The 23,331-nt window shown below is 57.4% G+C and carries 25 protein-coding genes; 9 read left to right on the forward strand and 16 right to left on the reverse strand.

All coding sequences use genetic code 11. From position 1 onward, the window contains the following. Positions 1-91 precede the first annotated feature (91 nt). Positions 92-1,768: a phenylacetic acid degradation protein PaaN gene (paaN, locus tag B9A24_RS08040; RefSeq protein WP_084444663.1), complete on the forward strand. Its 1,677-nt coding sequence runs from the start codon at positions 92-94 to the stop codon at positions 1,766-1,768. Positions 1,769-1,796: 28 nt separating this feature from the next. Here paaN and B9A24_RS08045 read toward each other — a convergent pair whose 3' ends face one another. The 7 genes from B9A24_RS08045 to B9A24_RS08075 form a co-directional block, all read right to left on the reverse strand. Then, on the reverse strand, positions 1,797-2,525 hold the full coding sequence (locus B9A24_RS08045) for a LytR/AlgR family response regulator transcription factor (RefSeq protein ID WP_084444664.1): 729 nt from the start codon (positions 2,523-2,525) through the stop codon (positions 1,797-1,799). Further along, positions 2,522-3,598, reverse strand: coding sequence for a sensor histidine kinase (locus tag B9A24_RS08050; RefSeq protein ID WP_084444665.1), 1,077 nt, complete (start codon positions 3,596-3,598; stop codon positions 2,522-2,524). Before B9A24_RS08050 ends, B9A24_RS08045 begins: the two co-directional genes overlap by 4 nt. 12 nt (positions 3,599-3,610) lie before the next feature. Continuing rightward, positions 3,611-4,213 carry a DUF7010 family protein gene (locus B9A24_RS08055; protein WP_084444666.1) on the reverse strand — a complete coding sequence of 201 codons (603 nt, stop codon included), beginning with the start codon at positions 4,211-4,213 and terminating at the stop codon, positions 3,611-3,613. A gap of 95 nt (positions 4,214-4,308) precedes the next feature. Continuing rightward, the gene (locus tag B9A24_RS08060; protein WP_143434832.1) at positions 4,309-5,235 is read right to left on the reverse strand and encodes an alpha/beta fold hydrolase; all 927 of its coding nucleotides are present in this window, start codon (positions 5,233-5,235) and stop codon (positions 4,309-4,311) included. A 273-nt stretch (positions 5,236-5,508) separates the two neighbouring features. Further along, complete coding sequence (locus B9A24_RS08065; protein WP_159451984.1) at positions 5,509-5,826, reverse strand: outer membrane protein assembly factor BamE; 318 nt, start codon at positions 5,824-5,826, stop codon at positions 5,509-5,511. 99 nt (positions 5,827-5,925) lie between these two features. After that, a complete protein-coding gene (locus tag B9A24_RS08070; protein ID WP_084444669.1) occupies positions 5,926-6,228 on the reverse strand; it encodes a sll1863 family stress response protein in 303 nt (100 codons plus the stop codon). Positions 6,229-6,445: 217 nt separating this feature from the next. After that, positions 6,446-7,003, reverse strand: coding sequence for a hypothetical protein (locus B9A24_RS08075; RefSeq protein WP_084444670.1), 558 nt, complete (start codon positions 7,001-7,003; stop codon positions 6,446-6,448). Positions 7,004-7,240: 237 nt separating this feature from the next. On the opposite strand from B9A24_RS08075, the gene B9A24_RS08080 reads away from it, so the two are divergent. Beyond that, positions 7,241-8,050 (forward strand): DUF6503 family protein, encoded by an 810-nt coding sequence (locus B9A24_RS08080; protein ID WP_084444671.1) that lies wholly within the window; start codon positions 7,241-7,243, stop codon positions 8,048-8,050. Positions 8,051-8,079: 29 nt separating this feature from the next. Here the strand turns inward: B9A24_RS08080 and B9A24_RS08085 are convergent, their stop codons facing one another. Then, the gene (locus tag B9A24_RS08085; protein WP_234997084.1) at positions 8,080-9,186 is read right to left on the reverse strand and encodes a PQQ-dependent sugar dehydrogenase; all 1,107 of its coding nucleotides are present in this window, start codon (positions 9,184-9,186) and stop codon (positions 8,080-8,082) included. A 341-nt stretch (positions 9,187-9,527) separates the two neighbouring features. Continuing rightward, entirely contained in the window at positions 9,528-10,028 is a 501-nt protein-coding gene (locus B9A24_RS21580; protein ID WP_143434834.1) for a hypothetical protein, read from the reverse strand. A 341-nt stretch (positions 10,029-10,369) separates the two neighbouring features. Between B9A24_RS21580 and B9A24_RS08090 the strand changes: the two genes are divergently transcribed. Further along, a complete protein-coding gene (locus tag B9A24_RS08090) occupies positions 10,370-12,487 on the forward strand; it encodes a TonB-dependent receptor (RefSeq protein ID WP_084444672.1) in 2,118 nt (705 codons plus the stop codon). Positions 12,488-12,510: 23 nt separating this feature from the next. Here the strand turns inward: B9A24_RS08090 and B9A24_RS08095 are convergent, their stop codons facing one another. From B9A24_RS08095 to B9A24_RS08110, 4 genes are all read right to left on the reverse strand, one after another. Then, positions 12,511-13,329 (reverse strand): universal stress protein, encoded by an 819-nt coding sequence (locus tag B9A24_RS08095; RefSeq protein WP_084444673.1) that lies wholly within the window; start codon positions 13,327-13,329, stop codon positions 12,511-12,513. A gap of 157 nt (positions 13,330-13,486) precedes the next feature. Then, the gene (locus tag B9A24_RS08100) at positions 13,487-13,978 is read right to left on the reverse strand and encodes a GNAT family N-acetyltransferase (protein ID WP_084444674.1); all 492 of its coding nucleotides are present in this window, start codon (positions 13,976-13,978) and stop codon (positions 13,487-13,489) included. A gap of 162 nt (positions 13,979-14,140) precedes the next feature. Beyond that, the gene (locus tag B9A24_RS08105; RefSeq protein WP_084444675.1) at positions 14,141-14,380 is read right to left on the reverse strand and encodes a hypothetical protein; all 240 of its coding nucleotides are present in this window, start codon (positions 14,378-14,380) and stop codon (positions 14,141-14,143) included. An 87-nt stretch (positions 14,381-14,467) separates the two neighbouring features. Further along, entirely contained in the window at positions 14,468-14,944 is a 477-nt protein-coding gene (locus B9A24_RS08110; RefSeq protein ID WP_084444676.1) for a hypothetical protein, read from the reverse strand. A 196-nt stretch (positions 14,945-15,140) separates the two neighbouring features. On the opposite strand from B9A24_RS08110, the gene B9A24_RS08115 reads away from it, so the two are divergent. Beyond that, positions 15,141-15,425 (forward strand): GNAT family N-acetyltransferase, encoded by a 285-nt coding sequence (locus B9A24_RS08115; RefSeq protein WP_084444677.1) that lies wholly within the window; start codon positions 15,141-15,143, stop codon positions 15,423-15,425. Between the two features lie 71 nt (positions 15,426-15,496). On the opposite strand, the gene B9A24_RS08120 is transcribed toward B9A24_RS08115, so the two are convergent. Together B9A24_RS08120 and B9A24_RS08125 are read right to left on the reverse strand one after the other, a co-directional pair. Further along, positions 15,497-15,868 (reverse strand): hypothetical protein, encoded by a 372-nt coding sequence (locus B9A24_RS08120; RefSeq protein ID WP_084444678.1) that lies wholly within the window; start codon positions 15,866-15,868, stop codon positions 15,497-15,499. A gap of 232 nt (positions 15,869-16,100) precedes the next feature. Beyond that, the gene (locus B9A24_RS08125; RefSeq protein ID WP_234997100.1) at positions 16,101-16,601 is read right to left on the reverse strand and encodes a fasciclin domain-containing protein; all 501 of its coding nucleotides are present in this window, start codon (positions 16,599-16,601) and stop codon (positions 16,101-16,103) included. A gap of 525 nt (positions 16,602-17,126) precedes the next feature. Here B9A24_RS08125 and B9A24_RS08130 point away from each other — a divergent pair. Beyond that, positions 17,127-17,624 (forward strand): hypothetical protein, encoded by a 498-nt coding sequence (locus B9A24_RS08130; protein WP_084444680.1) that lies wholly within the window; start codon positions 17,127-17,129, stop codon positions 17,622-17,624. A 2-nt stretch (positions 17,625-17,626) separates the two neighbouring features. Here B9A24_RS08130 and B9A24_RS08135 read toward each other — a convergent pair whose 3' ends face one another. Further along, positions 17,627-18,031 (reverse strand): hypothetical protein, encoded by a 405-nt coding sequence (locus tag B9A24_RS08135; RefSeq protein WP_084444681.1) that lies wholly within the window; start codon positions 18,029-18,031, stop codon positions 17,627-17,629. Positions 18,032-18,375: 344 nt separating this feature from the next. On the opposite strand from B9A24_RS08135, the gene B9A24_RS08140 reads away from it, so the two are divergent. From B9A24_RS08140 to B9A24_RS08155, 4 genes are all read left to right on the forward strand, one after another. Continuing rightward, positions 18,376-18,930, forward strand: a complete 555-nt coding sequence (locus B9A24_RS08140; RefSeq protein ID WP_084444682.1) for an NUDIX hydrolase — start codon at positions 18,376-18,378, stop codon at positions 18,928-18,930. A 280-nt stretch (positions 18,931-19,210) separates the two neighbouring features. Beyond that, entirely contained in the window at positions 19,211-19,852 is a 642-nt protein-coding gene (locus B9A24_RS08145; protein WP_084444683.1) for a response regulator, read from the forward strand. A gap of 137 nt (positions 19,853-19,989) precedes the next feature. Next, a complete protein-coding gene (locus B9A24_RS08150; RefSeq protein WP_084444684.1) occupies positions 19,990-22,359 on the forward strand; it encodes a sensor histidine kinase in 2,370 nt (789 codons plus the stop codon). Positions 22,360-22,529: 170 nt separating this feature from the next. After that, on the forward strand, positions 22,530-22,892 hold the full coding sequence (locus B9A24_RS08155; RefSeq protein WP_084444685.1) for an STAS domain-containing protein: 363 nt from the start codon (positions 22,530-22,532) through the stop codon (positions 22,890-22,892). Positions 22,893-23,331 lie beyond the last annotated feature (439 nt).

Below are 23,331 nucleotides of genomic sequence, written 5' to 3' on the forward strand. Positions count from 1 at the left end.
GAAAACACTTTTCATGCCGTGGTTTCACTTTTCAAGGAAACCACTTCACCCTGCACCCTTTCACAAGCTACGGTTCTTTTTTGACTCCCCGATGACTGAAACTACCCAAAAACACCAGTCCACCCTCGACACGGCAATCAAAGCCCTGCACGGTCGTACGTTCTTCGCCCACTTCCCCGAAAACCCTTCCCCCGACATCTACGGACCCGATGCCGACCGCCTCGGCCGCGAGGCCTTCGAGGCCCGCCGCAACCAGCACTACACCGAGCTGCTACAAGGTGAGCCCGAAGCCTGGGCCGGGCAGGAAGACTCGCCTTATGAGCAGCAGCCGTTGGGCATCAAGTACCCGTATTTTGCCCCCCAGATCCTGATTGAGCGGGCCGAAAAGGCCTTTGGTGAGTGGCGCAAAATAAAGCCCGCCCAGCGCGCCGCCCTGCTCACCGAAGCCCTCGACGGCATGAAGGAGCGGTTTTTTGAGATTGCCTACGCCACCATGCACACCACCGGCCAGGCCTATATGATGTCGTTTCAGGCCAGCGGCCCCCACGCCGCCGACCGCGCCCTGGAGGCCATCGCGGCCGGCTACGAGGAGCAGACGCGCTTTCCGGAGGAGACCACCTGGGAGAAGCCCATGGGCAAGTACAACATCACCCTGCAAAAAACCTGGCGAGCCGTGCCGAAGGGCGTAGGGCTGGTTATCGGCTGCTCTACCTTCCCGACCTGGAACACGGTGCCGGGGATGTTTGCCTCGCTGGTCACCGGCAACCCGGTCATTATCAAGCCTCACCCTAAGGCCGTGCTGCCCATCGCCATCGTGATTGCTGAGGTGCAGAAGGTGCTGGCCGCCTACGGCCTCGACCCCAACATCTGCCAACTAGCCGTGGACGCGGAGGACCGCCTCATCACCAAGGACCTCTGCGAAAGCCCCGCCGTCAAGCTCATCGACTACACCGGCGGCAACCAGTTTGGCGATTACGTGGAAGGCCTGAAAGGCAAAACCGTGTTCACCGAAAAAACCGGCGTCAACAGCATCATCCTCGACTCCTGCGACGACCTAGACAAGGTGGCCCAGAACCTGGCCTTCTCGGTCAGCCTGTACTCCGGGCAGATGTGCACCGCTCCGCAGAACTTCTTTATTCCCGAAACCGGCGTAACGGTGAATGGTGAGCCAGTGCCCTACGAAGACGTGGTGCAGAAGCTGGCTGCCGCCGTTACGGGCCTGGCCCAGAACCCGAAAGCCGGCCCGCATGTGCTGGGGGCCATTCAGAGCCCCGCTACCCAGGCGCGGGTGGAGCAGCTGGCCCTCAACGGCGGCCGCAGTATTCTGGCCCACGGCACCGTAAACAACCCCACGTTTCAGAATGCCCGCACCTGCTCGCCGAGCATCTATGAGGTGCAGTCGAGCCAGGTGGAGCAGTACAGTCAGGAGTTGTTCGGGCCGATTATGCTGATTATCAAGACTAAAGACACCCAGGAAAGCATCCGGCTGGCGGCTCAGCTGGCACGCGAGCACGGTGCCATCAGCTGCGGGGCTTACACCACCGACCAGGAAATAAAAGAGCAAATTATGGATGAGATGAGCCTGGCTGGTACACCGGTGAGCTTCAACCTCACGGGGGGCATTTATGTAAACCAGAACGCCGGCTTCTCCGATTTCCACGTAACGGGCGGCAATCCGGCGGGTAACGCTTCGTTTACCAATCCTGAGTTTGTAATCAAGCGCTTTACGTGGGTTGGCTTCCGCGAGCCGGCGCAGGCTACTGGTTAGAGCTTCGTTGAACGGGGGGTAAAGCCCCTCATAAGCTCATCACCTCCCGAAACCGCACCGACTGCTGGCGCGATACCTCTACCTCCGGGCCGTCTTTGAGCTTGATCTTCAGCGTATTGCTAAACCACGGCTCGATGGTGTCAATCCACTTTAGGTTGATGATCTGCTGACGGTTGGCGCGGAAAAAAACCTTCGGGTCAAGCCTGGTTTCGAGGTGTTGAAGCGTGCGCGGGATGAGGGGGCGGCAGTCGTTGAAATAGATCTGGGTGTAGCTGCCGTTGATTTCGAACAGCCGGATGTCGGAGAGGCGCACGAACCAGCACCGCTCGCCGTCCTTCACGAATACCTGATCGTGGGCGGTGAGGGGCGCGGAGGCAGGCTCGCTTGAATAGGAAACAGGTGGAGAGCCGTTCTGGGTACGGGCTTTGTCCAGGGCGGCGGCCAGGCGGTTTTCCTGCACCGGCTTGAGCAGATAATCCAAGGCGTTGACCTCAAAAGCGCGCAGGGCATACTCATCGTAGGCGGTGGTGAAAATGACCTGGGGGACAATTTCCAGCGAGGCCAGCAAATCGAAGCCGCTGCCGCCGGGCATGTGAATGTCCAGAAACAGAAGGTCGGGGTTGAGCGCCTGAATTTGAATGCGGGCTTCGGCGGCGTTTTTGGCTTCGCCTACTACGGTTACGTCGGGGAAGGCTTGCAGGAGGTGGCGCAGCTCGGTGCGGGCCAGGCGGGAGTCGTCGATGAGCAGGGCGTTCATACCGGTTGCAGTTGGGCGGTGAGCGGAAGTTGAAGCCGGGCCGTCACGACATCGGGCGCTGCGGCGTCGTTCCCGATGGTGAGGGCGGCTTTCTGCCCAAATAAGAGTTGCAGCCGTTCCCGCGCGTTGCGCAGCCCTACGCCCTCGTGGCCGGAAACAGGTTGGTAATGGCCCGTGTTGCGCACTGTTACCTGTAAGTATTCGTGGGCGTCGTCGAGGCGGGCACTCAAGGAAATTTGCCCCCCGGCGGGCCGGGGCGCGATGCCGTGCTTAATGCTGTTCTCCACCAAAAGCTGCAAGGTCATGGGCGGAATGAGCACGTCAAGGGCCGCCGGATCAACGTTGAGGGAATAAGTCAGACGCTCCTCCAGCTGCACCGCTTCGAGCTCCAGATAATGCGCTACGATTTCCAGCTCGCGGGCCAGCGTCACCTGCTCCGTGCTGTTGAGCTGAATGGAGTAGCGCAGCAAATCCGACAGGTGCGTAATCATCTCACGGGCGCGCAACGGGTCTTCCATCACCAGAGCCCGGATGTTATTGAGGCCGTTAAACATAAAATGCGGGTTAATCTGGGCCTTCAGCGTACGCATTTCGGCTTCGCGCACGGCGGCGGCCAGCTTCCATTTATCAATGTCGGCCCGCTTGTAGTTGTCGAGGTAGTGAAGGCTGAAGTACAAGCCCGCCCAAAGCCAGAACACGAAGTTCATATTCAGAGTGTACAGCAGCAAAAAGCTCCACCGAAACTGCTCTGGCGTGAACACTTTCAACCCGTACATCATGAGCACGCAGACCACGCACTGGGTCAGGAAAGCCAGCGTCAGGTTGAGCGGCAGCAGCCGGAGCACCACCCGAGGCACCGACAGCCTCAACCAGTCGCCGCGCTGAATAAGAGCGCGTAATCCGTGCGTGGTGGCGATGTAAAGGGCCATCATAAACGCCTGCGTGGCCAGCATGCCGGGCGTAAGCTTTTGCCCCAGGAGCACGATAATTAGGCTGCCTAAGGCCCCAAACAGTCCCCAGCAAACTACCTGCAAAGTCCAGTAAAGCCGACGGCGCGAGATGGAAAACGACATAAGGAAATAAGGTTAAGCCAGCTGTACCACCACTTGCTCTGGCGGGCCGGAAAGCTGATACACTGCTTTGTTTCTTCGGTAAGAAACAGAAAGCAGAACGCTTAGGATGACGAGTGAAACCACGATAAAAAGCGGAATCAAATACAGGTCTTGAACAGCGGCGTTCAGGCCGATGAACATGCAGCCAAAGGCAATGACGCCGGCCATAACTGCGTAGGCTTTTACATTATAAAACCAGGCATAAGGAAAAAAATGAGCACCGGTTATAATGCCATAAGTCATGATAAACCATTGAGGTTGTTTTATATAAATGAAAATCAGGAAAGGAAAATAAAAGAGCTGCGCAAAATTCAGCCACAAGCCCAACGGCTGCAACGGATTGCTTTTTATGGTCCAGGTCGTCTTGAATACTTTGGAAAAAGTAAAGGCCAGGGGCAGCATGGCGCCGCCAATGATAAAGGTATATAGACTATTCAGCGCCGGAGACCGGGGCTGTAGCCAGATAACGGTAATGACCGACCACAATATGCTGGCCGCCACGATAAAGTCGATTCCGCCTTTTGCCTTCACCGCCAGCTCCAGTTTCAGGGCAGCGAAGTCTTTTTCGAGTATCATTAGCAGCTGCTTTTTAGGGTTTCTTCAGATGATATTTTGCCTGCCGCCGGCACCCGGCATTGAAGCCGGACGCCGGTGAAATAGAGGCGGTATGGCTATTTTTTGGCGATACCATTCTGCTTTAAAAATGCATCGGTTTGGGCAAAAAACCACGCCGTATCATCCCACATCAGAAAATGCTTGCCGGCTTCCGACATTTCGATGCGGTGCTGGGGAAGCTTGGTGTATTGCTGGGCGAAAATGGCGCGGGTGCTTTCCTTGGTCGAGCCGTAGGCTTTGTAGGCTGCCCAGGCACCCAGCACCAGCGTTGGCTGCTGAATGCGGCCCAAGTCGGCACGCAAATCAGTGGTGTAAAGGTCGTACATGGCCTGGGCCACGGTACGGGCGTCGGAGGCCTGGCCCCAGCGCGTGGCCTGACTGATGCGGGCCGTGTCAGTTATCAGGCCCGCTACCATCCGGCGCTGCGCCGCCACCGGCATTTTGCCCCCCAGCATCTGCTGGCGCATGCCTTCGGCCATCGGCTTAGCCATTTCGGCGGTCATAGCCGGGTTTTGAACAGCCGCCAGAAACGGCAGTGAATCGATGATGACCAGCGGGCCGATGGCCTCGGGGGCGGAGGTGCTCATCCAGAGGCCCAAAAAGCCCCCCAGACTATGTCCAACCACAATGGGCCGGTTGAGCTTCTGGGTTTTGATGTAGGTGAGCAGCTCGTCGCGGACGGTTTGCAGCAAGTGCTCGGGCGCGGCCGTTTGGGCCGGCTGGCCACTAAAGCCCGCCAACGATACGACGTGGCATTGGTACTGCTTCTGATAGCGCGCCACCGTTTCGTCCCACACGGCGCCGGGGCAGGTGAGGCCCGGAATCAGCAGCATGGGCCGGCCTTTGCCCGTTACGGTTACCGAAAAAGAAGGGTGAGCGGTGGGGTTATCGGTGGCGCTCAGCAACACGGGCAGACAGAGGCTCAGCAGCAATAGCAGAATGAGCGAGTAGCAATACTGGCGGAAGGAAAAGGGCTTGTTCACGGCTGAGGCTTTTGAGGTGAATAACTGACTCAAACCTAGTCGTGAATTTGCCCCCCGGAAACGCAATTTCAGCGAACGGTAACAGCGGCGGGTTAGTGGGGAATAATCCGGCTGAATGGAAAAAGCCCCCCAACGTTGCTTTGAGGGGCTTTCTAGCGAATGCGGATGTTGGGTTCCCGCAGAGGTCCGCAGAGGTCCGCAGAGGTCCGCAGAGGTCTACCTGAAAACCAGGACAGTCTGTTTAACCAGCTTCTCACCTCTGATTTCTCACTTTTAATTGCCCGTGGGCCGCTCGGAGCCGGAGGCCTGGGGGGCGCATTGCTTGGCCTTTACCCGGCCATCGTCGCCGAACTCGATGCGGATGGGGCTGGTGTCGGTGGCGCTGCCGAATAGGTACGACCAGGTTTGGCCGGGCGCGGCGGTGGTGTCGCGGCCGGTGGGCTCACCCATAATACGGCGCACCTGCTCCTGGCTCATCCCAATCTCGACCTCGGCGCAGCTCTTGGCATTCTGGTAGCTTTCCTGAGCCGTGCAAGCCGGCAACAGCCATAACAAGGCGGCTAGAGCAGCCAGGGAAAAGGTGTTTTTCATGCGAAATGGTGAAGTAGTGAGATGGTGAGTTTGATGTTCGGTTTGCGCCATCCGCGCAGTTTGCGCAAGACTGTACGTCAAACTCACCATCTCACCACTTCAAATAAGGTTGCGTAAATCGTCGCGCAGGGTGTCGATGCCGCGCCGGATTTCATCCCAGGTGCTGGGGGCGCGGTTCGTGCTGTCGGTGTCGCGGCCGAGCATTTCGGCCAGCTTGGCGCGCTTCACTTCCAAGGCGGCTACGTGCTCGTGGTAGGTGTGGTGGGAGCTGGCGGTGGTGGCGTGGGCGCGGTTTTGCAGCGTTTTAATCTTGCTGTCCAGCTCTTCCAGTGCCTGTTGTAATTCAGCGTCGGAGAGATGGTTGGGCACACGCACATTTTCGGGTTTGGGAGTGTAAGACATACAGATTCGGCAAAAGCGGCAGCCCGCGCGGGCTCACCAAAAGAAATAGATACGTTGAGCTGTTCCTATGTACTGTTTTTGCCAACTAAAGGATGCCCGCCAGCGCTAGTAATGCCTACCCTCCAGTAGCACCACTCCCCTATTCACTTCGCGAAAATATCCCCTCCTTGAGTAGGAGAAGAGTAGTCATTCTTCTTATTTCTGCCGAAAAAAAGCATTAAAAAGCCCCCCAGTGCGGCGGCAAGCCCAGTTCCCGCGCCAACGGTGCCGCGCCCGAAGCCCACAAACCCGCCAGCATTATATTAATGGCGTCGGCCAGCTCCAGGTGATAGTCGGGGTGAAGCTTTTCGGCTTGCCGCAAGGCCTCCTGCGCGCGGCGGGCCAGGTGTTGCAGCAGCGGTTGGGTGGGGCCGTGCAGGCGCGCCACGGCAGCAGGCTGGTGTTCGAATACATTATTCAACAGGCGCACCGTTAGCTCCACTTCCCCAAATACGTCGCCCGTGATTTTGGCGTGGTAGCCGATGCGCGCCTGCAGCTGCCGCACGATAACCAGCAAGTCGTTGGGGGTCTGATGGTAGCCGCGCACGGGGTCGTCTATCTGCGTGCGCAGAAACGTGCGGCGGTCTTCCAAAGCTTCCGGACCTTCGAGCAGGCGGTAGGCCAGCTGTTCGGTGAGTACTGCATCCTGACTCACGAGGCGGGCGAGGAGCTGGTCTTTCTCCTTTTGGGGCAGATTGAGAAGGGCTTTGCGCAGGTCGGGTGGGAGGGCGGCCATAGAAGGTCAAAGCTACAACACCGCTCAATATGCTCTGAGCCCCGTAGCGCGGAAATCCGTTCCGCGACGAGCACGGCGAGTTCCGACGCGTAGGTGCCAACAGTGCGGTACCGGATTCTCGCCGACGGCTCGACGCGGAACGGATTCCCGCGCTATGGCTCTTACCATATAGCCTAACTTGGCCGTATCTTACAGCACAGCCGCTCGCGGTGGCCCCAACCGTTCTATTCTTTCCTTATGCGACCTTTTACTCAATCTCTGCGCCTGGCCGCAGCTGCCATTTTCAGTGGGTTGTTGCTGGCTGGCCCGGCTCAGGCCCAAAAAGCGCCGACGAAAAAAGGTGCTTACCCGGCCGCCGAAGGTTTCGACCAGGCCGGCTCCGATCCGAAGGCCATAGCCATTGCCGACAAGGTGGTGAACGCCATGGGTGGCTACGATGCTTGGCGTAACACCCGCTTTCTGGGCTGGAGTTTCTTTGGGGGGCAATATCAGATCTGGGACAAATACACCGGCGATTTTCACTGGGAAAAAGATACGCTGGTGGCCAACTACAACCTCAACTCGAAGAAGGGCGAAGTATACAGCCGTGGCCAGGATATTTCGGCCACGCCTGCCGGGCAGAAAGTGCTCGACAAGCTCACGCCCATCTGGATTAATAACTCCTACTGGCTCGTAATGCCCTTCAAGCTCAAAGACTCCGGCGTGACGCTGACCTACAAGGGCGAGGGCAAAACCATGGACGGTGCCCCGGCCGATATCCTGCAAATGACCTTCAAAAACGTGGGCGTCACGCCTCAGAACCGCTACGAAGTGCTGGTAAACCGCGCTACTAATCTGGTGGAAGAATGGACTTATTTTCCCAAAGCCACCGATGAGCAGCCCGCTTTCCGCCGCCGCTGGAACGAATACGCCAAGCACGGACAATTGATGCTAGCCGCCGGCCGCGACGAGGCCACCAAACCCAGCCGCCTTGACAACATCGCCGCTGCTCAGCTGGTACCCGAGGGCGTGATGACCAGCAAAACGCCCGTCGCCAAGATTAAATAAGCACCAACCTACGCTTCGAGACTTGCTCCCTAGCGGCTTCGTGTTTTCTTCACTGATTTGCCCCCCGGTGCGGCCGCAGCATACGCCACCCGATAAATTACGCCATTCGCGTCGTCCGACACCAACAGAGAGCCGTCGGCGTGCTGGGCAATGCCGCAGACGCGCCCGAACTGCTCCTTGTTGTTATTCACCAGCCAGCCCGTCACGAAGTCCTCAAACTTCTCGGGCTGGCCTTGGTCGTTGAAGTGCACGCGCACGATTTTGTAGCCACTAGGCTCGGCGCGATTCCAGGAGCCGTGCATCGTTACGAAAGCGTCGTGGTGGTACTCTTTGGGAAATTGCCCCCCAGTGTTAAATACCATACCCAGCGGGGCCGCATGGGCCGTGTACAGCAGCTTGGGCTTCTCCGTTTTGGCCGCGTACTGCTCGTGGGTCATGCCGCCGGGCGGCTCGTCGGCGGGGTTAGCTTTGCCGTCGGCAAACACGTAAGGCCAGCCGTAGTCGGCTCCTTCTTTCAGCTCGTTTAGCTCCTCGCGCTGGTCCTCGTCGCCGAGCCAGTCGATGCCGTGGTCAAAGCCGTAGAGCACTTTGGTGGTGGGGTGCCAGCCGAAGCCGATGGTATTGCGCAGGCCCTTGGCCACCACGCGCCGGCCGGAGCCGTCGGGCTTGATTTCCAGCAGTGTCGCATTTTCCTTGTTGGGCTCGTCGCAGGCGTTGCAGGTGCTGCCCACCGAGAGGTAAAGCTTGCCATCGGGCCCGAAGTTGAGCGTGCGGTTGGGGTGCTGGCCCGCGTCGGGCAGATCTTTGTACAGCGTTTTCAGCTCGGTTAGCGTGCCATCGGCTTTCACATCAGCCGAGTAAACTTCGCGCACGGCGGCTAAGTAGAGCTTGCCATCTTTCAGGGCCAGCCCGTGCAGATTGTCGCGCTGGGCTACTTGCTTGGTGAGGTCGGCTTTGCCGTCTTTGTTGGTGTCGCGCAACAGCGTGATGGTGCCTTTGTCGCGGTTGCTCACGTACACGTCGCCGTTGGGTGCCACGGCCAGCATGCGGGGCTTTTCGAGCTTGTCGGCAAACTTGGTGACGGCGAAGCCGGCGGGTGCTTTGAGCTGGGCTACGCGGGCGTCGGTGGCTTCCACTTGGCCGGGCTTGAAGATGTTGCCTTTGTAGGACGCTGTGACGGTCTTCTAGTAATCGTTCTGGGCAACAGCGGTGAGAGCCGAGCAAAGTGCCGCGGCCGTGAGCGTATTTTTAAGAATGGTCATAGCTGAATAGATGAGATCGTTCTATTCAACTGAACTAGATAGAATTGGGTTACGAAAAGGTTGAGGTGGTTGAGTATTCACCGTAATCATTCTAATCTTACTGAGAAACAATGTTCTGTACAACAACTCCCTGCAAGGGAATGCATAGGACTACGAAAGGCGGATGAATGCAAAGAAGTTAGCTTCTGATAATTAAAGCTATTGTGGAGTCAATCTTACTTTATATAGGTGCACTTAAGCTGTCTTTGACTGGCTACCCCGCTGTCTATAACATATACTGTTGGAGTGGGGACACGCATATCAAAAGCGTACCTTCTTATGCCTAGCTCATTCATATAAGAAAACGCCTTAACTACATATTTATATTTGGCCTTCTGACGGAAACGGATTCTAATGCCATGTGCGGAATCTGGAGCGTTATGCAATAATTTAATGCTTCGTTGGGCTAGTTGCCAGTTATACCAATCTAAAAGGGAGTTCCCTGTTATTTCAAAATCATTCCATTGAGTTGCTTTTGCATGCGGTGAAGAGAAAAAAAGCCTATTCTCAAATTCGTTTCTGGCATAAAGAGGCGAGAAGCGTATTTGTAAAACTCTGTAGCTGTGCCCAATGCTTCGTGCAATCACTCCACACCCCAGCAACAGCAGAAACGCCAGCGCTAGCAGGCCCGGCGGAAGCAGCAGTTTGCGACGGTGGCGGCGCGGATTGTAAAGCATAACTGGCAGTGAAAAGGGAGGTAATGTAAGGTAAGAATAAGCCAATAGTCTTTAGCCGATTTCACTACACAACGTCATGCAGAGCGCAGCGAAGCATCTCGCGTGTTTGGTTGCCAAGCTAACTCACCCAAATAGGCGGTCATGCTTGATCTGGCGTCCGCTGGTCGAAGCATCTCTACTGCAATGGTAACATCAACGAAGCGGGAGAGATGCTTCGGCTTCGCTCAGCATGACCGCCTAATAGTGAGATGCTTTCAAGGTTTAAATTCAGCTTGGGGGCTTTTTTACCAACCTGCCCGGCCGCTTTCCCGTTCGGGCAAAGGTTACGCTACACTTCCCCAATGCTTCCTCGTTCCTGCCAGCTTCTGCCGCTGCTTTTGCTGCTTCAGCTTCCTCTGCGCGCCCAAACCCCCGATACTGCCCGCACCGTGCGCTTGCCCGAGGCCACGGTGGTTGGCTACGGCCAGAACCTGCCGCTGCGGCGCACGGCGGCCGGCGTGAGCGTGCTCGATGCCATCGTCATCGACCGGTTCAACCAGACTTCGCTTACCCAGGCCGTGAATACGCTGCCGGGCGTGCGGCTGGAGGAGCGGGCCACGGCCAGCTACCGCCTGAGCGTGCGCGGCAGCACGCTTCGCTCGCCGTTTGGGGTGCGCAATGTGAAGCTCTACTACAATGATATTCCCTTCACCGAAGCCAGCGGCAGCAGTCCGCTCAACTTGCTGGATCCGGCCTCTATCGGGCAGATTGAGGTGATAAAAGGGCCGGCGGGTAGCGTGTATGGGGCCGGCACCGGCGGAGCGGTACTGCTGAGCACCCGCCGCCCAACGCCTGGCGAGGCGCGAGTGCAGGCGGGCTTCACGGCGGGTAGCTTCGGACTGCGGCGCTACACAGTGGCGGCCGAAACCGGCTCGGCCACGGCCATTCTGCGCGCCCAATACACCCGCCAGACCCTCGATGGCTACCGCCAGAACAGCGCCCTGCGCCGCGACGTGCTGACCGTGGACGGTGAATTTGCCCCCTCAGCCCAGCGCACCGTGGCCGTCCACGCGCTCTACGCCGATCTGGACTACCAAATTCCGGGCAGCCTGACCAGAGCGCAGTTTGAGCAGAATCCGCGGCAGGCGCGGCCGACCGTTGGCACCCAACCGGGCACCGTGGCGCAGCAGGCGGGCTACGCCTCGCGCTCGGCGCTGCTGGGCGTCACGCACGAATACCAGTTTACCAGCCGCTGGTCGAATAAGACGACGCTCTACGCCTCGGGCACCACAATCAAAACACCGTTTCTAGTTGATATAGAGCGTAATACGGCGCTGGGCTGGGGGGCGCGCTCGGTGGTGAGCTACCGCACGGCCCTGGCCGGCCACCTGTTGCGGCTGAGCGCGGGTGGTGAGTTGCAAAACAGCTTCGAGAATGCCCGCAACTACCAGAACCGCCGCGGCACGCCCGGCCCGCTGCGCTACGACGACGAAATCATGACCAGCGCGGGCTTCGGCTTCGCGCAGGCCGATTGGGAGCTGCCCGCCGACTTTCTGCTGACCGTGGGCGCGAGCCTGAACGGTTTGCGCTACCGCATCGTGCGGGTGTCGGACGCAGCGGCGCGGCCAGATGGCTTCGCGTTGCGGCGCGGATTTCGGCCTGTAGTGTCGCCGCGGGTGGCGCTGCTCAAAGAAATTGCCCCCCAGGTATCGGCCTACGCCAGCGTGAGCAGCGGATTTTCGCCCCCCAGCGAGGAAGAAATACGCCCTTCCGACGGCAGCATCAACCGCGACCTGGAAGCCGAGCGCGGCACGAGCTATGAGCTGGGCACGCGGGGCACGCTATTTAATAACCGCCTCACCTTCGACGTGGCCGCGTTCGATTTTCGCCTGCGGCAAACCATCGTTACGCGCACTACGGCGGCGGGCGTGAATGTGTTTTTCAACTCCGGCTCGACCCGGCAGCGCGGGGTGGAGGCGGCGCTAAGCGGCTGGCTGTGGCGGCCCGTCACTGCTGCGGGGGGCATTTCCAGCGCTTCGCCCACTAGCCTGTCTCCCGGTCTGCGCGCCTGGGCCAGCTACGCCTACAATCATTTCCGCTTCCGTGACTATCAGCAACGCGATCAGGACTTTAGCGGCAACCGCCTCACCGGCACCGCCCCACACACCCTCACCGCCGGCCTCGATTTTAGTGAGCAGTTCGGCTTTTACCTCCAGCCCACCCTCAGTCACCAGGCGCAGATTCCTCTCAACGATGCTAACACCGTATACGCGGCCGGCTACTGGACACTTGCCGCGCGCGCCGGCTGGCGACGGGTGTTGGGGGGCAAATTGGAAACCGACATTTTCGCTGGCCTCGAAAACGCCACCGACCGGCGCTACAGTCTCGGCAACGATTTGAATGCCTTTGGGCAACGGTATTTCCAGCCCGCGCCGGGGCGAAATTGGTACAGTGGCGTGCAGCTGGGGTGGCGGTGGTAATTTTCGTGGCTATTGGCCCAACCTTACGGCTGCGCCGGCAATACCAGCACCGGGCCCAGGCTACGCCGCACCACCTGCGCCGATACGCTTTGGTAAAACAGCCGTTGCAGGATGCTGTGTTGCCGGGCAATAAGGATCAGCAGACCCCCACCATCTTCTTCTGCCGCCGCCAAAATTCCATCTATAGGGTGTAAGTGGCGCTGTCCCCGCATCGTGACGCGCTGAAACCCAGCGGTGAGGCCGCTTTTTTCAACCTGTTGGCAGGCCAACGACGAGGTATCGTCGTCTTCGGGCTCTACCACATGCGCGACGTTTATGGTGGCGTTGAAGGCGCTCAGCAGCCGTTGACCCAACTCCACTACCTGGGGGCTCAGCGAGAAAGACTGATTATCGGCTCCGATGGTTACGCGGCACAAATTGGGCTTGGCGGGAGCCATAACGGGCACTACCAATAGCGGCACGGGCGAATGGCGCAACAAGTTTAACGAGGTAGTATCGATGAGTTCATCGGGCTTGTTATAGTCGGGGCGACCCAACACAATGAGCTGGGGTTGATGCTGTTCTACCGCCGCCGCTACCGCATTCTCCAATATGTCGTTGGAAATCTCTACCGTAACGGGCACTGTCAGCGTCGCCGTGCGGCTACTCAGCTCCGCGGCAATTTCGCCCTCGCTCCGGTGCGGAATTCGACCGCTTAAGGCTTCCGGGTCGAGCAGAGAAGTACGGCGCACATGCAGCAGCACGAGTGGCGCCCGCAACTCCGCGGCTATTGCGGCGGCGTAAGCTAGACCGCGGTCGGCAGCGGGCGTAAAATCGGTGAGCAGTAGGAGCGGAGCAGGCATAGCAGGCGCGTAAGGAAGGCGGTATCCGATGCTATACGCCACCGCTGCCGTCAGGGATGCTTTAGGGTGAGTCGTTGGTCGCGTGCGTGCGTGCGGGGCTTTTTTCAGCAGGAAGGTGCGTTAGGCTTCGGGCAAGTAAGACAAAGAAAAAATGACCCTAGACGCCCACCACGGCGCTGCGGCGCTCCAGCAGCACTGTGTCGCGCCACGCGCCGGACAGCCTTCCGATGCGCACGCGCCGCCCCAGCACCCGGAAGCCCTGGGTTTCGTGCAGACGGATGCTGGCCGTATTCTCGGGAAAAATACCTGCCTGTAACGTCCAGATACCATTCTTTTCTGACTCGGCTACCAGCGCGCTCAGTAGCTGCCGGCCTACGCCCTGCCCGCGGGCGGCATCGGCTACATATACGCTCACTTCCGCCACACCCCCGTACACGCACCGCCCCGAAACTGCCGACAACGCCGCCCAGCCTAGCACGTTGCCATTGGCATCAGCGGCTACCAGCCGGCTGTGTGCCAAATGGCCGGCATCCCAGGCTTCCCAGCTCGGGCTTTGGGTCTCGAATGTAGCGTTGCCGGTGGCAATGCCCTGGGTATAAATGGCGGCCACAGCAGGCCAGTGAGCGGCCGTGGCTGATAGGAGTGGCATGGGCGTAAGAGAGTAGGTGTGCTTAGGTACCAGTGCTTAATCATAGTGTTAAGGTCAAGCGTAAGCTGTGCAAGTATACTAGTGCTTCGCGTTCCAGGTACCTCCGCTCACAAAAAAGCCCCCCAAAGTACGATGGGGGGCTTTTTGCCGGTGTTTCAACTTTTAATCTTCGTCCGCAGCCGGTGCCTGTTCAGCGCCGGGGTTCATGCGCTCATCCGTCATATCGGAGGTGTCGGGGTCGGGTGTAGTACCACCCAACACCTGGCCGTGGGTAGCGGCATCCAGCATGGCAGCCGAGCCGGCGCTTTCGTCGGAGCCGGCGTCTACGCGGGGCGCATCAGTGGGCTGGGCGGCGGCCGGATTAATCTGTTGATTACTCGCTTGTTCTTCGGGCGTTTTCATCGGTGTATGGCGTTCAAATAAAGGTGAAAGAAAACGCCGGGCCTCGCACCTCGCGACACCCGGCGTTTTCCGGAAGCTAAAACCAGCTTAGTCGGCGGCGGGCCGATACTCTTCATTCGTGTCAATATCGGCCTGCGTGGTGCGGTTGGCGGGCTCGGCGGTTTCCCAGTTGCGGGTGCCGCTGCCGTAGCGCGGGTCGTCGAGCTTGGCGGCCTCGCGCCGGTCGTCCGACTCATCGTTTGTGGTGGCGCGCACCGCTTCATTGTTCAGGTTTTGCGGAGCCGCGCCCCGTTGGTCGGGGGCGGGCGTGCTCGACGCGGCCGCACCCCGGTTAGCGCCCGCCGCTACCGGACCGTTCATTTCCTCGTCCGAGAGAGGCGCGTGGCCAAAGTCACCATAGTTTGGCGTGTCTTGCGAAGTCTGGGGCACGGCGTTTTTGCCAGCTGTTCTCCCGGTGGTGTGTTCCGGATTTTCCTGGGCCAGCTTAGCGCCTACCTTCTCATTTTCGGCTAACGAACGACTGTTGTTATCGTCGGTATTAGGGTCATCTGCTTGTGTTTTCATAGGGAAGGTGGAGTGAAGAGTGAAGGTGTAACAAGATACTTAGTATCAGGCAACTAGTTGGCTAGTACGCAAAACGACGGTTGAAGGGTCAATAAAATTCCATCCATATGGCCCCAGCCGCGTAGTGAGTAACAAGCTGCCCCGATTGTTAGCGGCGGCCAGACTGGCTTTTACCCGTTTTATAACCCTTACTCATATGGCCGTTTCCGTCATTCATAATCAGGAAGATCAAGCATTCTACGCTACCGTTCATGGCTACGAAGCCGAGCTAGCATACAGCATGCCCGCGGCCGACACCATTGATTTTACGCATACGTTCGTCGATGAGAACCTGCGCGGCCAGGGGGTAGGCGAAGAAATGGCCCGTGCTGCCCTGGCCTATGCCCGCGACCAACACTTTAAGGTGCTTACCAGCTGTCATTTTGTGGCCGCCTTCGTGAAGCGCCATCAGGCGGAATACGAAAACTTACTATCAAAATAAAGCCTGTCCGGCGCACGAATCGTACAGTTCGCGCGCCGGACAGGCTTTATACCAACGGTTAGAAGAGCAGTTTACTCGCCGCGGTTATTGTCTTCGAGCCTGCTCGACTGCGCAATGACGGGGGTAATCACGCTGTCGCTGATGCCGGACTTGCCATCCGGCGCGGGCTCATCGAGGAGCTGGCCGTGGGTTTCGCGGTCCAGCATTGATGTTTCGGCCGCGGCAGGCTCACCAGCCGCCGTAGCCTGTGGCTCCGAGGGGTTGCGGGGCTGGGGCTCCTGCATTTCGGGTAGCGTATAAAGGTTTTCGCCGGGCCGATGCTCATCGGCGGTGCCGGGAAACGCGGCATTCGGGTCAGCCGTCGTAGCCGGCTGGTTCTGCGTAGTCCGACGCGGGGGCTTCTCGTCGGAGTTTTGGGGGGCTTTTTTCGAAGAGTCTTTCATAGGTAGAGGTTGGAAGCCTGTTTGGGACAGTATCCTCATTCTACGCAAAACGTCTGCCCGACAACTGTTGACGCCCGGAAAAATATTTTGCTCGAAGTGAGGCCAGCCCAAACCAGCCGGCCGAAGCCACAATAGGGATAACCTAACCTTTCGCGGCATCGCGCCAAGTTAACTGCTCACAAAAAAGTCCCCCGGAGTAGTCCGGGGGGCTTTTTTGTGAGATTAATGCCGCTTATTTGGCAGGCATCAAAACGCTGTCGATAACGTGGGTCACGCCGTTGCTGGAGATTACATCGGCGGTGGTTACGGTGGCCATCCCGCCTTTCGCGTCTTTTAGCATCACGCTCGTGCCACTTTTCATCACCGTCAAGGTTTCACCCTGAACCGTGGTTAAGGTCTGGTCGTTTTGCAGGTCGGCCGCGCGCACGGCACCGGGCACCACATGATAGGTCAGGATGGTAGTAAGCTTGGCTTTGTTTTCGGGCATTACCAAGGTGTTCACCGTGCCAGCGGGCAGCTTGTCAAAGGCCGCGTTGGTGGGCGCAAATACGGTGAAAGGGCCGGCGCTTTTCAGCGTTTCTACCAAGCCAGCTGCCTTCACGGCCGCTACCAGCGTGCCATGCTCCGACGACATCACGGCATTGTCGACGATGTCTTTGCTTGGCACCATCATGGCGCCGCCTACCATTATCCCTTCGGCGCTGCTCATGGGCAGGTCGGCGGCATTCACCATCGTCTCAGCGGCTTTGCCGGGCTTGCCTTTGGCTCTCATTTTGTCGCCAGCGGCCGTCTTGCCCTTCATTTTCATCTTGCCGTCGTCGGCCATCTTGGTCTTCGACATGTTGCCGTCTTCTTTGGTTTTGATCTTGTCGGCGTCTGACTTGGTTTTGGCAGTGGTTTGGGCCAGCGCCGGCGTGGTCAGGCTTATGGCGAAGGCAAATGCGAGGGTAGTCAACAAAGACTTTTTCATTACGGTTGAGTTAAGGAATAAATGGATTTGCACTACTATACGATAACGCGTCAATATTGGATTATAAAAATAAGCTCAACAGCTGATCGAAGTGAAGGCAAAACCCGCGGGCTAGTTGTGATTATGTTTATAAAATGCTTTTAGCTAATTAATTAACCGTTTTTATACCCGATCGAAGTAACTGAGTAGCATTTCGATCTGAATTCTATAACCTTTGTAGCGGCCCATAAAAATTATATATTTGCCATGGCAATACGGTCATTTCTGGCCCAATCTCAGTAAAAAGTAATGGTGGGCAGCACGCACTATCTTGATCAGCAGAATGGCTTCCGTGAGGTTCGGTTCGGACAGAAGGTAAATGAGCTAAGTAGGCTGGTGCTGGTGTCGGTCTTGCATGATCCACGCGTATCCACGTACGCCCGCGAAGTGGATGAGCTGCTTTACTTAAGCTATCCGCTGCGGCAGATTCATTACCGCTTCTTCGACGAGCAGCTCTACCGCATCGACCTGCTGGCCACCGGTGCTGAAGTAATAGCCGGCCTGCGACAAGAATTTATTCGGCTTTATGGCCTGCCTACCAGCGGCCCGCTGGGGGAGGAGTGGGTAGGGCAGCAGGTAACGGCCTCTATCGTCTCGTTTCGTACTCGTACCGAGAATGCCTATTTCACTTTAAGCAGCCAGTCGCTGCTGGCTAGCGCCACCGCTTACGTGTATCGTCGGGGCCTGATGGTGAGCACGGCAAGCGAGGAGAGCAAGCGGGGCCTGGGGGGGCTACTGGTTCACTAGTACTAGTTTTTCTGGAGCCAGTCGGCCGCTTCCCGCACGGTTGGAAAGTAGTGGTAGCGTAGCGGTTGCATAAGGCTATTGCCAATAGAGCGAGCCGCGAGCTGGCTCAGGGGGGCGTCGGCCTCTACCACGGCGCATCTGTCGTAGCCCGCTTCCTCCATAGCCCGTGGCACCCACTGGGCGGTAAGCCACTCCTGAATCTGCGGCGGAATAGGCGGCCGCTGCCCATGTACGCTCATCAGCCGGGTACAGCCATAATGATGCATAGCCCGCAGGACGTGCTCATAAATGGCCTGCAAGTCGGCCACAGATACAACCGTTGGATGCCAGGTAACTCGCAGATAGCCCGGCGCGTGATAGGAGATAACCGCGGCAGCATTGTGAAAATATTGAGTAGCGATGCTCACAAATGGAGGAAGAAAAAAAGAGCAATAGAGCCTTGGGGGCAACCCTCTCTACGACCCCTTGGAGGAAATAGCACTTGGTGCGAATAGCTTGCCAGACTCTGCATCAGCACTCCTGCATAATAAAGGCTAGGAGAGCATAAATTTTTTTGGTTGCCGTGCTGATTTACCCGCCAAATATGCTCTAAGGAGTTCGAAGACACAAAAACGGCCCGCATATCTGTTGAGGCTCATCCGCGAGGGAGCACTGGTAGAACTTGGCTCCGCAATCATAAGCCCGTACGGGCGCTATGCACTCGTTATGCACTCGTGTAGTACCTTGCCAGCTGATTTCTGACAGACACAGCATGACAAAAATAATTGAACCCTGGAAGACGCTTAAATCGGAGCTGATCTTTGATCATCCGTGGTACAAGGTTCGTCGCGACCATGTGGAGCTGCCCGATGGGCAACAGCTTGACGACTACTTTGTGAGTGTGCGCCACAATGTGGTGCTGATATTTGCCGTGACCGAAGACGAACAAGTAGTCCTGGTTCGCCAGTACAAGCACGGTATCGGCCAGATACTGATTGAACTGCCAGGCGGCGTGATAGACGAGGATGAAAATGCCCCCCAGGAAGCGGCCAGACGCGAGCTACTGGAGGAAACCGGCTACACTGCCCACGAGCTGGAGCTGTTGCTGGCGGTAAACGATAACCCCACCAAAGACACGAATACTACTTACTTCTTTCTGGCCCGCAACGCGCGCCAGATAGCCTCACAACAGCTCGACGCAACTGAAAATATTGAGGTCCTGACCGCGCCCCTCGCGCAGATAGAAAGCATGATTCTCAGCGGCCAGATTCGGGTGGCGGGCTCCGTAGCCTTATGTCTGCTGGCCCTGCGTAAACTACAGCGTTAGAGGAGCAAGTCTTCTCTGTAGCTAAAGCTACGAATAAGACTCGCTCCGAAGGCTGCTTTTTAGAGACTTATACTGCTTTATACTCGTTTTAAAGACGACGAGGGGTGGGGTATCTATTTTATAAATTTCGGCTACCTCCGCTTCTTTATATGGCTCTTGGTCGCGAATTGTTTTTTAGCTCATTTACAATTACTTACATTCATAGGTAAATGCGGGGGAAATGGGCAGCTTGGTTAGCTGCTCTGGCGGGGGGGTCAAAATTTTATTTGCACACGCTCTCATGATTCGCCTGTTCCTGGTCGACGACCACTGCCTTATTCGCGATGGCATGAGGGCCCTGCTAACGGGGGCTCCCGGCCTGCTTATAGTAGGCGATGCCAGCAACGGGCAGGAACTACTCGACCGCCTGTCAACTACTCCGGCCGATATTGTGCTGATGGACCTGCAAATGCCGGTACTCGATGGCTTCGCGACGCTGCCTTTGTTGCTGGCCCGTTTTCCGGAGGTGCGCGTGCTGGTGCTCACGATGTTGGCGCACGAGCGGTACGTGGGACAGGCGCTGGATGCCGGCGCGGCGGGCTACATTCTCAAAAGCGCGGATCAGACCGAAATAATCGCCGCCATCTGGGCCGTCTCCTCCGGGAAGCGCTTTCTGTGCAGCGAAATTGGCTTGATGCTGCTGCAAAAAGTTCTGCACCCGGAAGCGTCCGCGGAGACCAAAAAAGTGGATGGCTTGTCGTATCGGGAGCTGGAGGTACTCCGGCTCATCGCGGAAGGCCTCACCAACAACGCCATCGCAGAAAAGCTATTTGTCAGCCGGCGCACGATAGAAACGCACCGACAGAATATTCTGGAAAAGACTCAGGTAAAAAACACGGCCGCTTTAATCAAATATGCCGTTGCGCACGGCCTGCTGGACTAATGGCGGCTTACTGCTTCACCAAGTGCTCTACCCAGAAAACGGTCAGCTTAGTTTCTGAGGGCACTGGGGGGCAAATTCATCACTATTCGAACTGTTCGGTCAGCAATGGCCGCATGCCGTAGCCAGTCGATCTGATCATGGGTAGATTTTCCCCTTCTCCATTATCCGCAGAGCTTAGCGCGCTGCACCAACAGGCATTGCAGCACCTGGCCGCCACAGATGCCGCCAGCTTGGCGGCGGAGCCGCCTGCGGAACTGCTGTATCACACCATGCTGACGTTGCAGCGGCAGGAGCTGCACCGCGCCCAAGCCCAGATAAAAGCCCTGCAGCAAGCCGCTGCGGTGGCGGCCGCTCACGCCACTGCCGCTGCCGACCCCGCCGCCGATAAATTCCGGCGCCTGTTTGAGCACAGTAGCGATGCCGTATTTCTGCTGCTCGACAATTACTTCGTCGACTGCAATGCCGCTATGTTGGCCCTGATTGGGGCCACGGATAAGCAACAGCTTCTGGGTCAGCATATGGCGGAGCTGGCTCCTTCGCACCAACCTGATGGCCATCCCAGCCGCGAGCGCGCCGACGATTATTGCCGGCTGGCCATAGCTCAGGGGCGCCATCGCTACGAGTGGCTGGGCCAACGCTGCACCGGGGAGGAGTTTTGGGGAGAAATCCTGCTCACCCCAGTCCAGATGGACACGCACACCTTACTGCATGCCGTGTGGCGCGATACCACTCCGCTCAAAATGGCGGAGCAGCAGCGTCGCGAGAGCGAGGAAGACCGGCGGCGGGTGTTGGCGGCAGCGGGTGTAGGCACCGTGATATATATCTTAGGGAGCAAAGAAGTGGTGCTTGATGAGCGTGCCCGCGCCTTACTCGGTTTGCCCCCCGCCGCAGGGCCTCTGCCCTCTACGGAAGTTATCAGGCAAGTGTACCCTGAAGATTTGGTCCCGGCCAGCGAGATTATGACGAGGGCGCAGCAAACCGGCCAACCCGTAGTGCTGGAGTTTCGGGTGGTATGGGCCGATAATTCGATTCACCACATTCGGTTTCGCGGCGAGATCGAGAAAAAGGAAGGCCAACCAGGTCGGCTACTCGGGGTAATGCGCGATATCAGTGCTAAGCGCCAGGCCCAAGAAGAGCTAAGCTACAAAAACCGGCTGCTGGAGCATGTGGTGCACAATATGCCGCTGGTGTTGGGCAGGCTCAGTAATACGGGAGTATTTCTGGAGCTGATAGGGCTGGGCCTGCGGCATCTGAATATCCAGGATAATCAGCTCCGGGGCGTGAGTACGTTCGAGGCATTCCCTGAGCATGCTGAGCCCATGCGCCGCCTGTTGGCCGGGGAGTCGGTTAAGTATGTAACTTTTGTCGTTGAGCAGGGCGAGCGGATTTACTATCAGAACTACGGCTTCTTCGACCAGGAAAGGCATGAAGCCGTCATCTTCGCCATCGATGTTACGGAGTCAGAGCAGACAAAGCAGAAGCTACACGCCGAGAAGGCTTTTACCAAGCAGGTAATTGACCACAGTCCGGATGCCCTGATCGCTCTGGACCTGAACCTGCGCGTGACGGCGTGGAACCAGAAGGTCGCTCAGTATGCTTCCGTGCCTGAGGAAAAGGCGATAGGTCAGTCATTTTTCGAACTCCTCCCTCATCACCTCGAAACAGCTGAATTTCCCCATCTGCTGGAGCAGGTACGGCAAGGAAAGTCAATCACTTTATTTAACCAGACCTTAGGGCGCCGACCTGGTAGCTACGATATCTACTGCGTGCCCCTACAGAACCCTGACAGTAGCGAAGTGACCGGTATTCTAATCACCATTCGTGATATAACCGAACGTAACCGGATGCTCGCCGCCGCTGTCCAGCTTCAGCGCCAGCAGCAGCAAGCTGTTGTTCGGGCCGTATTTGCCGCCCAGGAAGCTGAGCGTAAGCGTATCGCCGAGGCATTGCACAATGGTGTCGGCCAACTGCTCTACGTTACCAAGCTTACCCTCGAAAATGGCAGCCGGTTCCCGCCCGATCCGGCTGTGTTGCAGGTACTGAACGAAGCCATTCAGGCCACGCGCAACGTGTCGCACCAACTGACGCCCGGCATCCTGGAAGACTTTGGTTTACAAGTAGCATTGCAGGAGTTGGTCAAGCATATTCCGCAGGGCACGCTTAAGGTTTACCTGCATTTGACTGGTTTGCACCAGCTCCGCCCGCTGCTCCTCGAGCTGGCTGTATACCGCATTATTCAGGAACTGCTCAGCAACGTTATCAAACACGCGCACGCCCATGAAGTACATATTCAAGTGGAGCACGAGGATGACCAGGTAGTTCTCAGCGTGCAAGACGACGGTCGGGGTATGCCCGCTACCCCACTGCCCGCCGCCGATCCGGGGATGGGTATTGTCAGTATTCGCAACCGTGCTGAGCTACTTGGGGGGCGTTTTTCGCTTGACTCTCATCCCGAACTCGGAACTACTGTACGGGTGGCCCTTCCCATTCCTGCGAAAAGCCAATAGCGCTGCCCTGAGTTGTATATGCACAAGCGACGGCTGGTAGAATATACTTAGCTAATAATAGGTATTGCGACCCAATTCAATCCGTAGTAAAACGGAGGAGCTAGCTACCCGATTATGATATATTTGGTGTAAGAGTCGGATTTGGCTCCGGTGCTGCTATAGTGCTTGTAATGCCACATATCACTTCTTTTGTGCTGCTCAAAAGTGTTCATCCTCGGTACTTCAGCATCGGACTTCAGGGCCACTGCGTAGGAGCAGCCGCATGCGCGCAGCTGGATGCACTGCTAGGAGAGGCCCACGCAACGCATGCCGCCGAAATCTGGCTTGATTGTGAGCAATTAGCCGATGTTGACACCCAGGGACTGCGAATGGTTTTTTCCTGGTTTCGTAAGCTCCATGCCGATGGCTCAGCCCTGCATGTGTGCGGTCTGTGCCCGGCGGTGCGGGCACGGGTAGAGAACTGTGGTCTTGCCGCCGTGCTTCCCCTATTGCCCGCTGATGCTTTTCGCGGTCCCCGACCACTGCTGCGTTAAAGTATATAGGTCTGCAATTCGCCCCGGCAGGTAGGATGGGCAGCAACGATAGTCAATGGAATTTCAAAGATGCCCGATTGCTGCTCTATTTTGCAGTTGTAACCTGCTTACTATCAGGCATAATAATCGGAATCTCGATCTTGTCACTAATGAAGTGGCGCATAGCGCTGCCGGTGGAGGATATTGTCTTTGGCTTATCCTCAGAGTGGTAAGCTCTCTGCCTATGGCGGTTGCTCAACAGCCAAAAAAGTACTACACTCATAACAGCAGAAAAAGGAACATATATACCCAGCCCCAAGTACTCAGTTGGCTGCCTTTCCTTCCTTTACTTGAGCAATTAATAAGTCCCCATTCGGCCGGAAAATATACTTGACTTTGCGCGCCGTTTCATTATCCGTTACTATCCAATGCTGACTTGTGAGCAGGGCTGTTTGCGCTG

Origin of the sequence: Hymenobacter roseosalivarius DSM 11622, from assembly GCF_900176135.1 — a bacterium.
Classification (GTDB): Bacteria; Bacteroidota; Bacteroidia; order Cytophagales; family Hymenobacteraceae; genus Hymenobacter; species Hymenobacter roseosalivarius.

Excerpts from the sequence above, each read along its gene's own strand:
- paaN (WP_084444663.1), top strand. The coding sequence starts at position 92 with ATGACTGAAACTACCCAAAAACACCAGTCCACCCTCGACACGGCAATC.
- B9A24_RS08045 (WP_084444664.1), bottom strand. The coding sequence starts at position 2,525 with ATGAACGCCCTGCTCATCGACGACTCCCGCCTGGCCCGCACCGAGCTG.
- B9A24_RS08050 (WP_084444665.1), bottom strand. The coding sequence starts at position 3,598 with ATGTCGTTTTCCATCTCGCGCCGTCGGCTTTACTGGACTTTGCAGGTA.
- B9A24_RS08055 (WP_084444666.1), bottom strand. The coding sequence starts at position 4,213 with ATGATACTCGAAAAAGACTTCGCTGCCCTGAAACTGGAGCTGGCGGTG.
- B9A24_RS08065 (WP_159451984.1), bottom strand. The coding sequence starts at position 5,826 with ATGAAAAACACCTTTTCCCTGGCTGCTCTAGCCGCCTTGTTATGGCTG.
- B9A24_RS08070 (WP_084444669.1), bottom strand. The coding sequence starts at position 6,228 with ATGTCTTACACTCCCAAACCCGAAAATGTGCGTGTGCCCAACCATCTC.
- B9A24_RS08075 (WP_084444670.1), bottom strand. The coding sequence starts at position 7,003 with ATGGCCGCCCTCCCACCCGACCTGCGCAAAGCCCTTCTCAATCTGCCC.
- B9A24_RS08080 (WP_084444671.1), top strand. The coding sequence starts at position 7,241 with ATGCGACCTTTTACTCAATCTCTGCGCCTGGCCGCAGCTGCCATTTTC.
- B9A24_RS21580 (WP_143434834.1), bottom strand. The coding sequence starts at position 10,028 with ATGCTTTACAATCCGCGCCGCCACCGTCGCAAACTGCTGCTTCCGCCG.
- B9A24_RS08090 (WP_084444672.1), top strand. The coding sequence starts at position 10,370 with ATGCTTCCTCGTTCCTGCCAGCTTCTGCCGCTGCTTTTGCTGCTTCAG.
- B9A24_RS08095 (WP_084444673.1), bottom strand. The coding sequence starts at position 13,329 with ATGCCTGCTCCGCTCCTACTGCTCACCGATTTTACGCCCGCTGCCGAC.
- B9A24_RS08100 (WP_084444674.1), bottom strand. The coding sequence starts at position 13,978 with ATGCCACTCCTATCAGCCACGGCCGCTCACTGGCCTGCTGTGGCCGCC.
- B9A24_RS08105 (WP_084444675.1), bottom strand. The coding sequence starts at position 14,380 with ATGAAAACGCCCGAAGAACAAGCGAGTAATCAACAGATTAATCCGGCC.
- B9A24_RS08110 (WP_084444676.1), bottom strand. The coding sequence starts at position 14,944 with ATGAAAACACAAGCAGATGACCCTAATACCGACGATAACAACAGTCGT.
- B9A24_RS08115 (WP_084444677.1), top strand. The coding sequence starts at position 15,141 with ATGGCCGTTTCCGTCATTCATAATCAGGAAGATCAAGCATTCTACGCT.
- B9A24_RS08120 (WP_084444678.1), bottom strand. The coding sequence starts at position 15,868 with ATGAAAGACTCTTCGAAAAAAGCCCCCCAAAACTCCGACGAGAAGCCC.
- B9A24_RS08125 (WP_234997100.1), bottom strand. The coding sequence starts at position 16,601 with ATGGTGAATGCCGCCGACCTGCCCATGAGCAGCGCCGAAGGGATAATG.
- B9A24_RS08130 (WP_084444680.1), top strand. The coding sequence starts at position 17,127 with ATGGTGGGCAGCACGCACTATCTTGATCAGCAGAATGGCTTCCGTGAG.
- B9A24_RS08140 (WP_084444682.1), top strand. The coding sequence starts at position 18,376 with ATGACAAAAATAATTGAACCCTGGAAGACGCTTAAATCGGAGCTGATC.
- B9A24_RS08145 (WP_084444683.1), top strand. The coding sequence starts at position 19,211 with ATGATTCGCCTGTTCCTGGTCGACGACCACTGCCTTATTCGCGATGGC.
- B9A24_RS08150 (WP_084444684.1), top strand. The coding sequence starts at position 19,990 with ATGGGTAGATTTTCCCCTTCTCCATTATCCGCAGAGCTTAGCGCGCTG.
- B9A24_RS08155 (WP_084444685.1), top strand. The coding sequence starts at position 22,530 with ATGCCACATATCACTTCTTTTGTGCTGCTCAAAAGTGTTCATCCTCGG.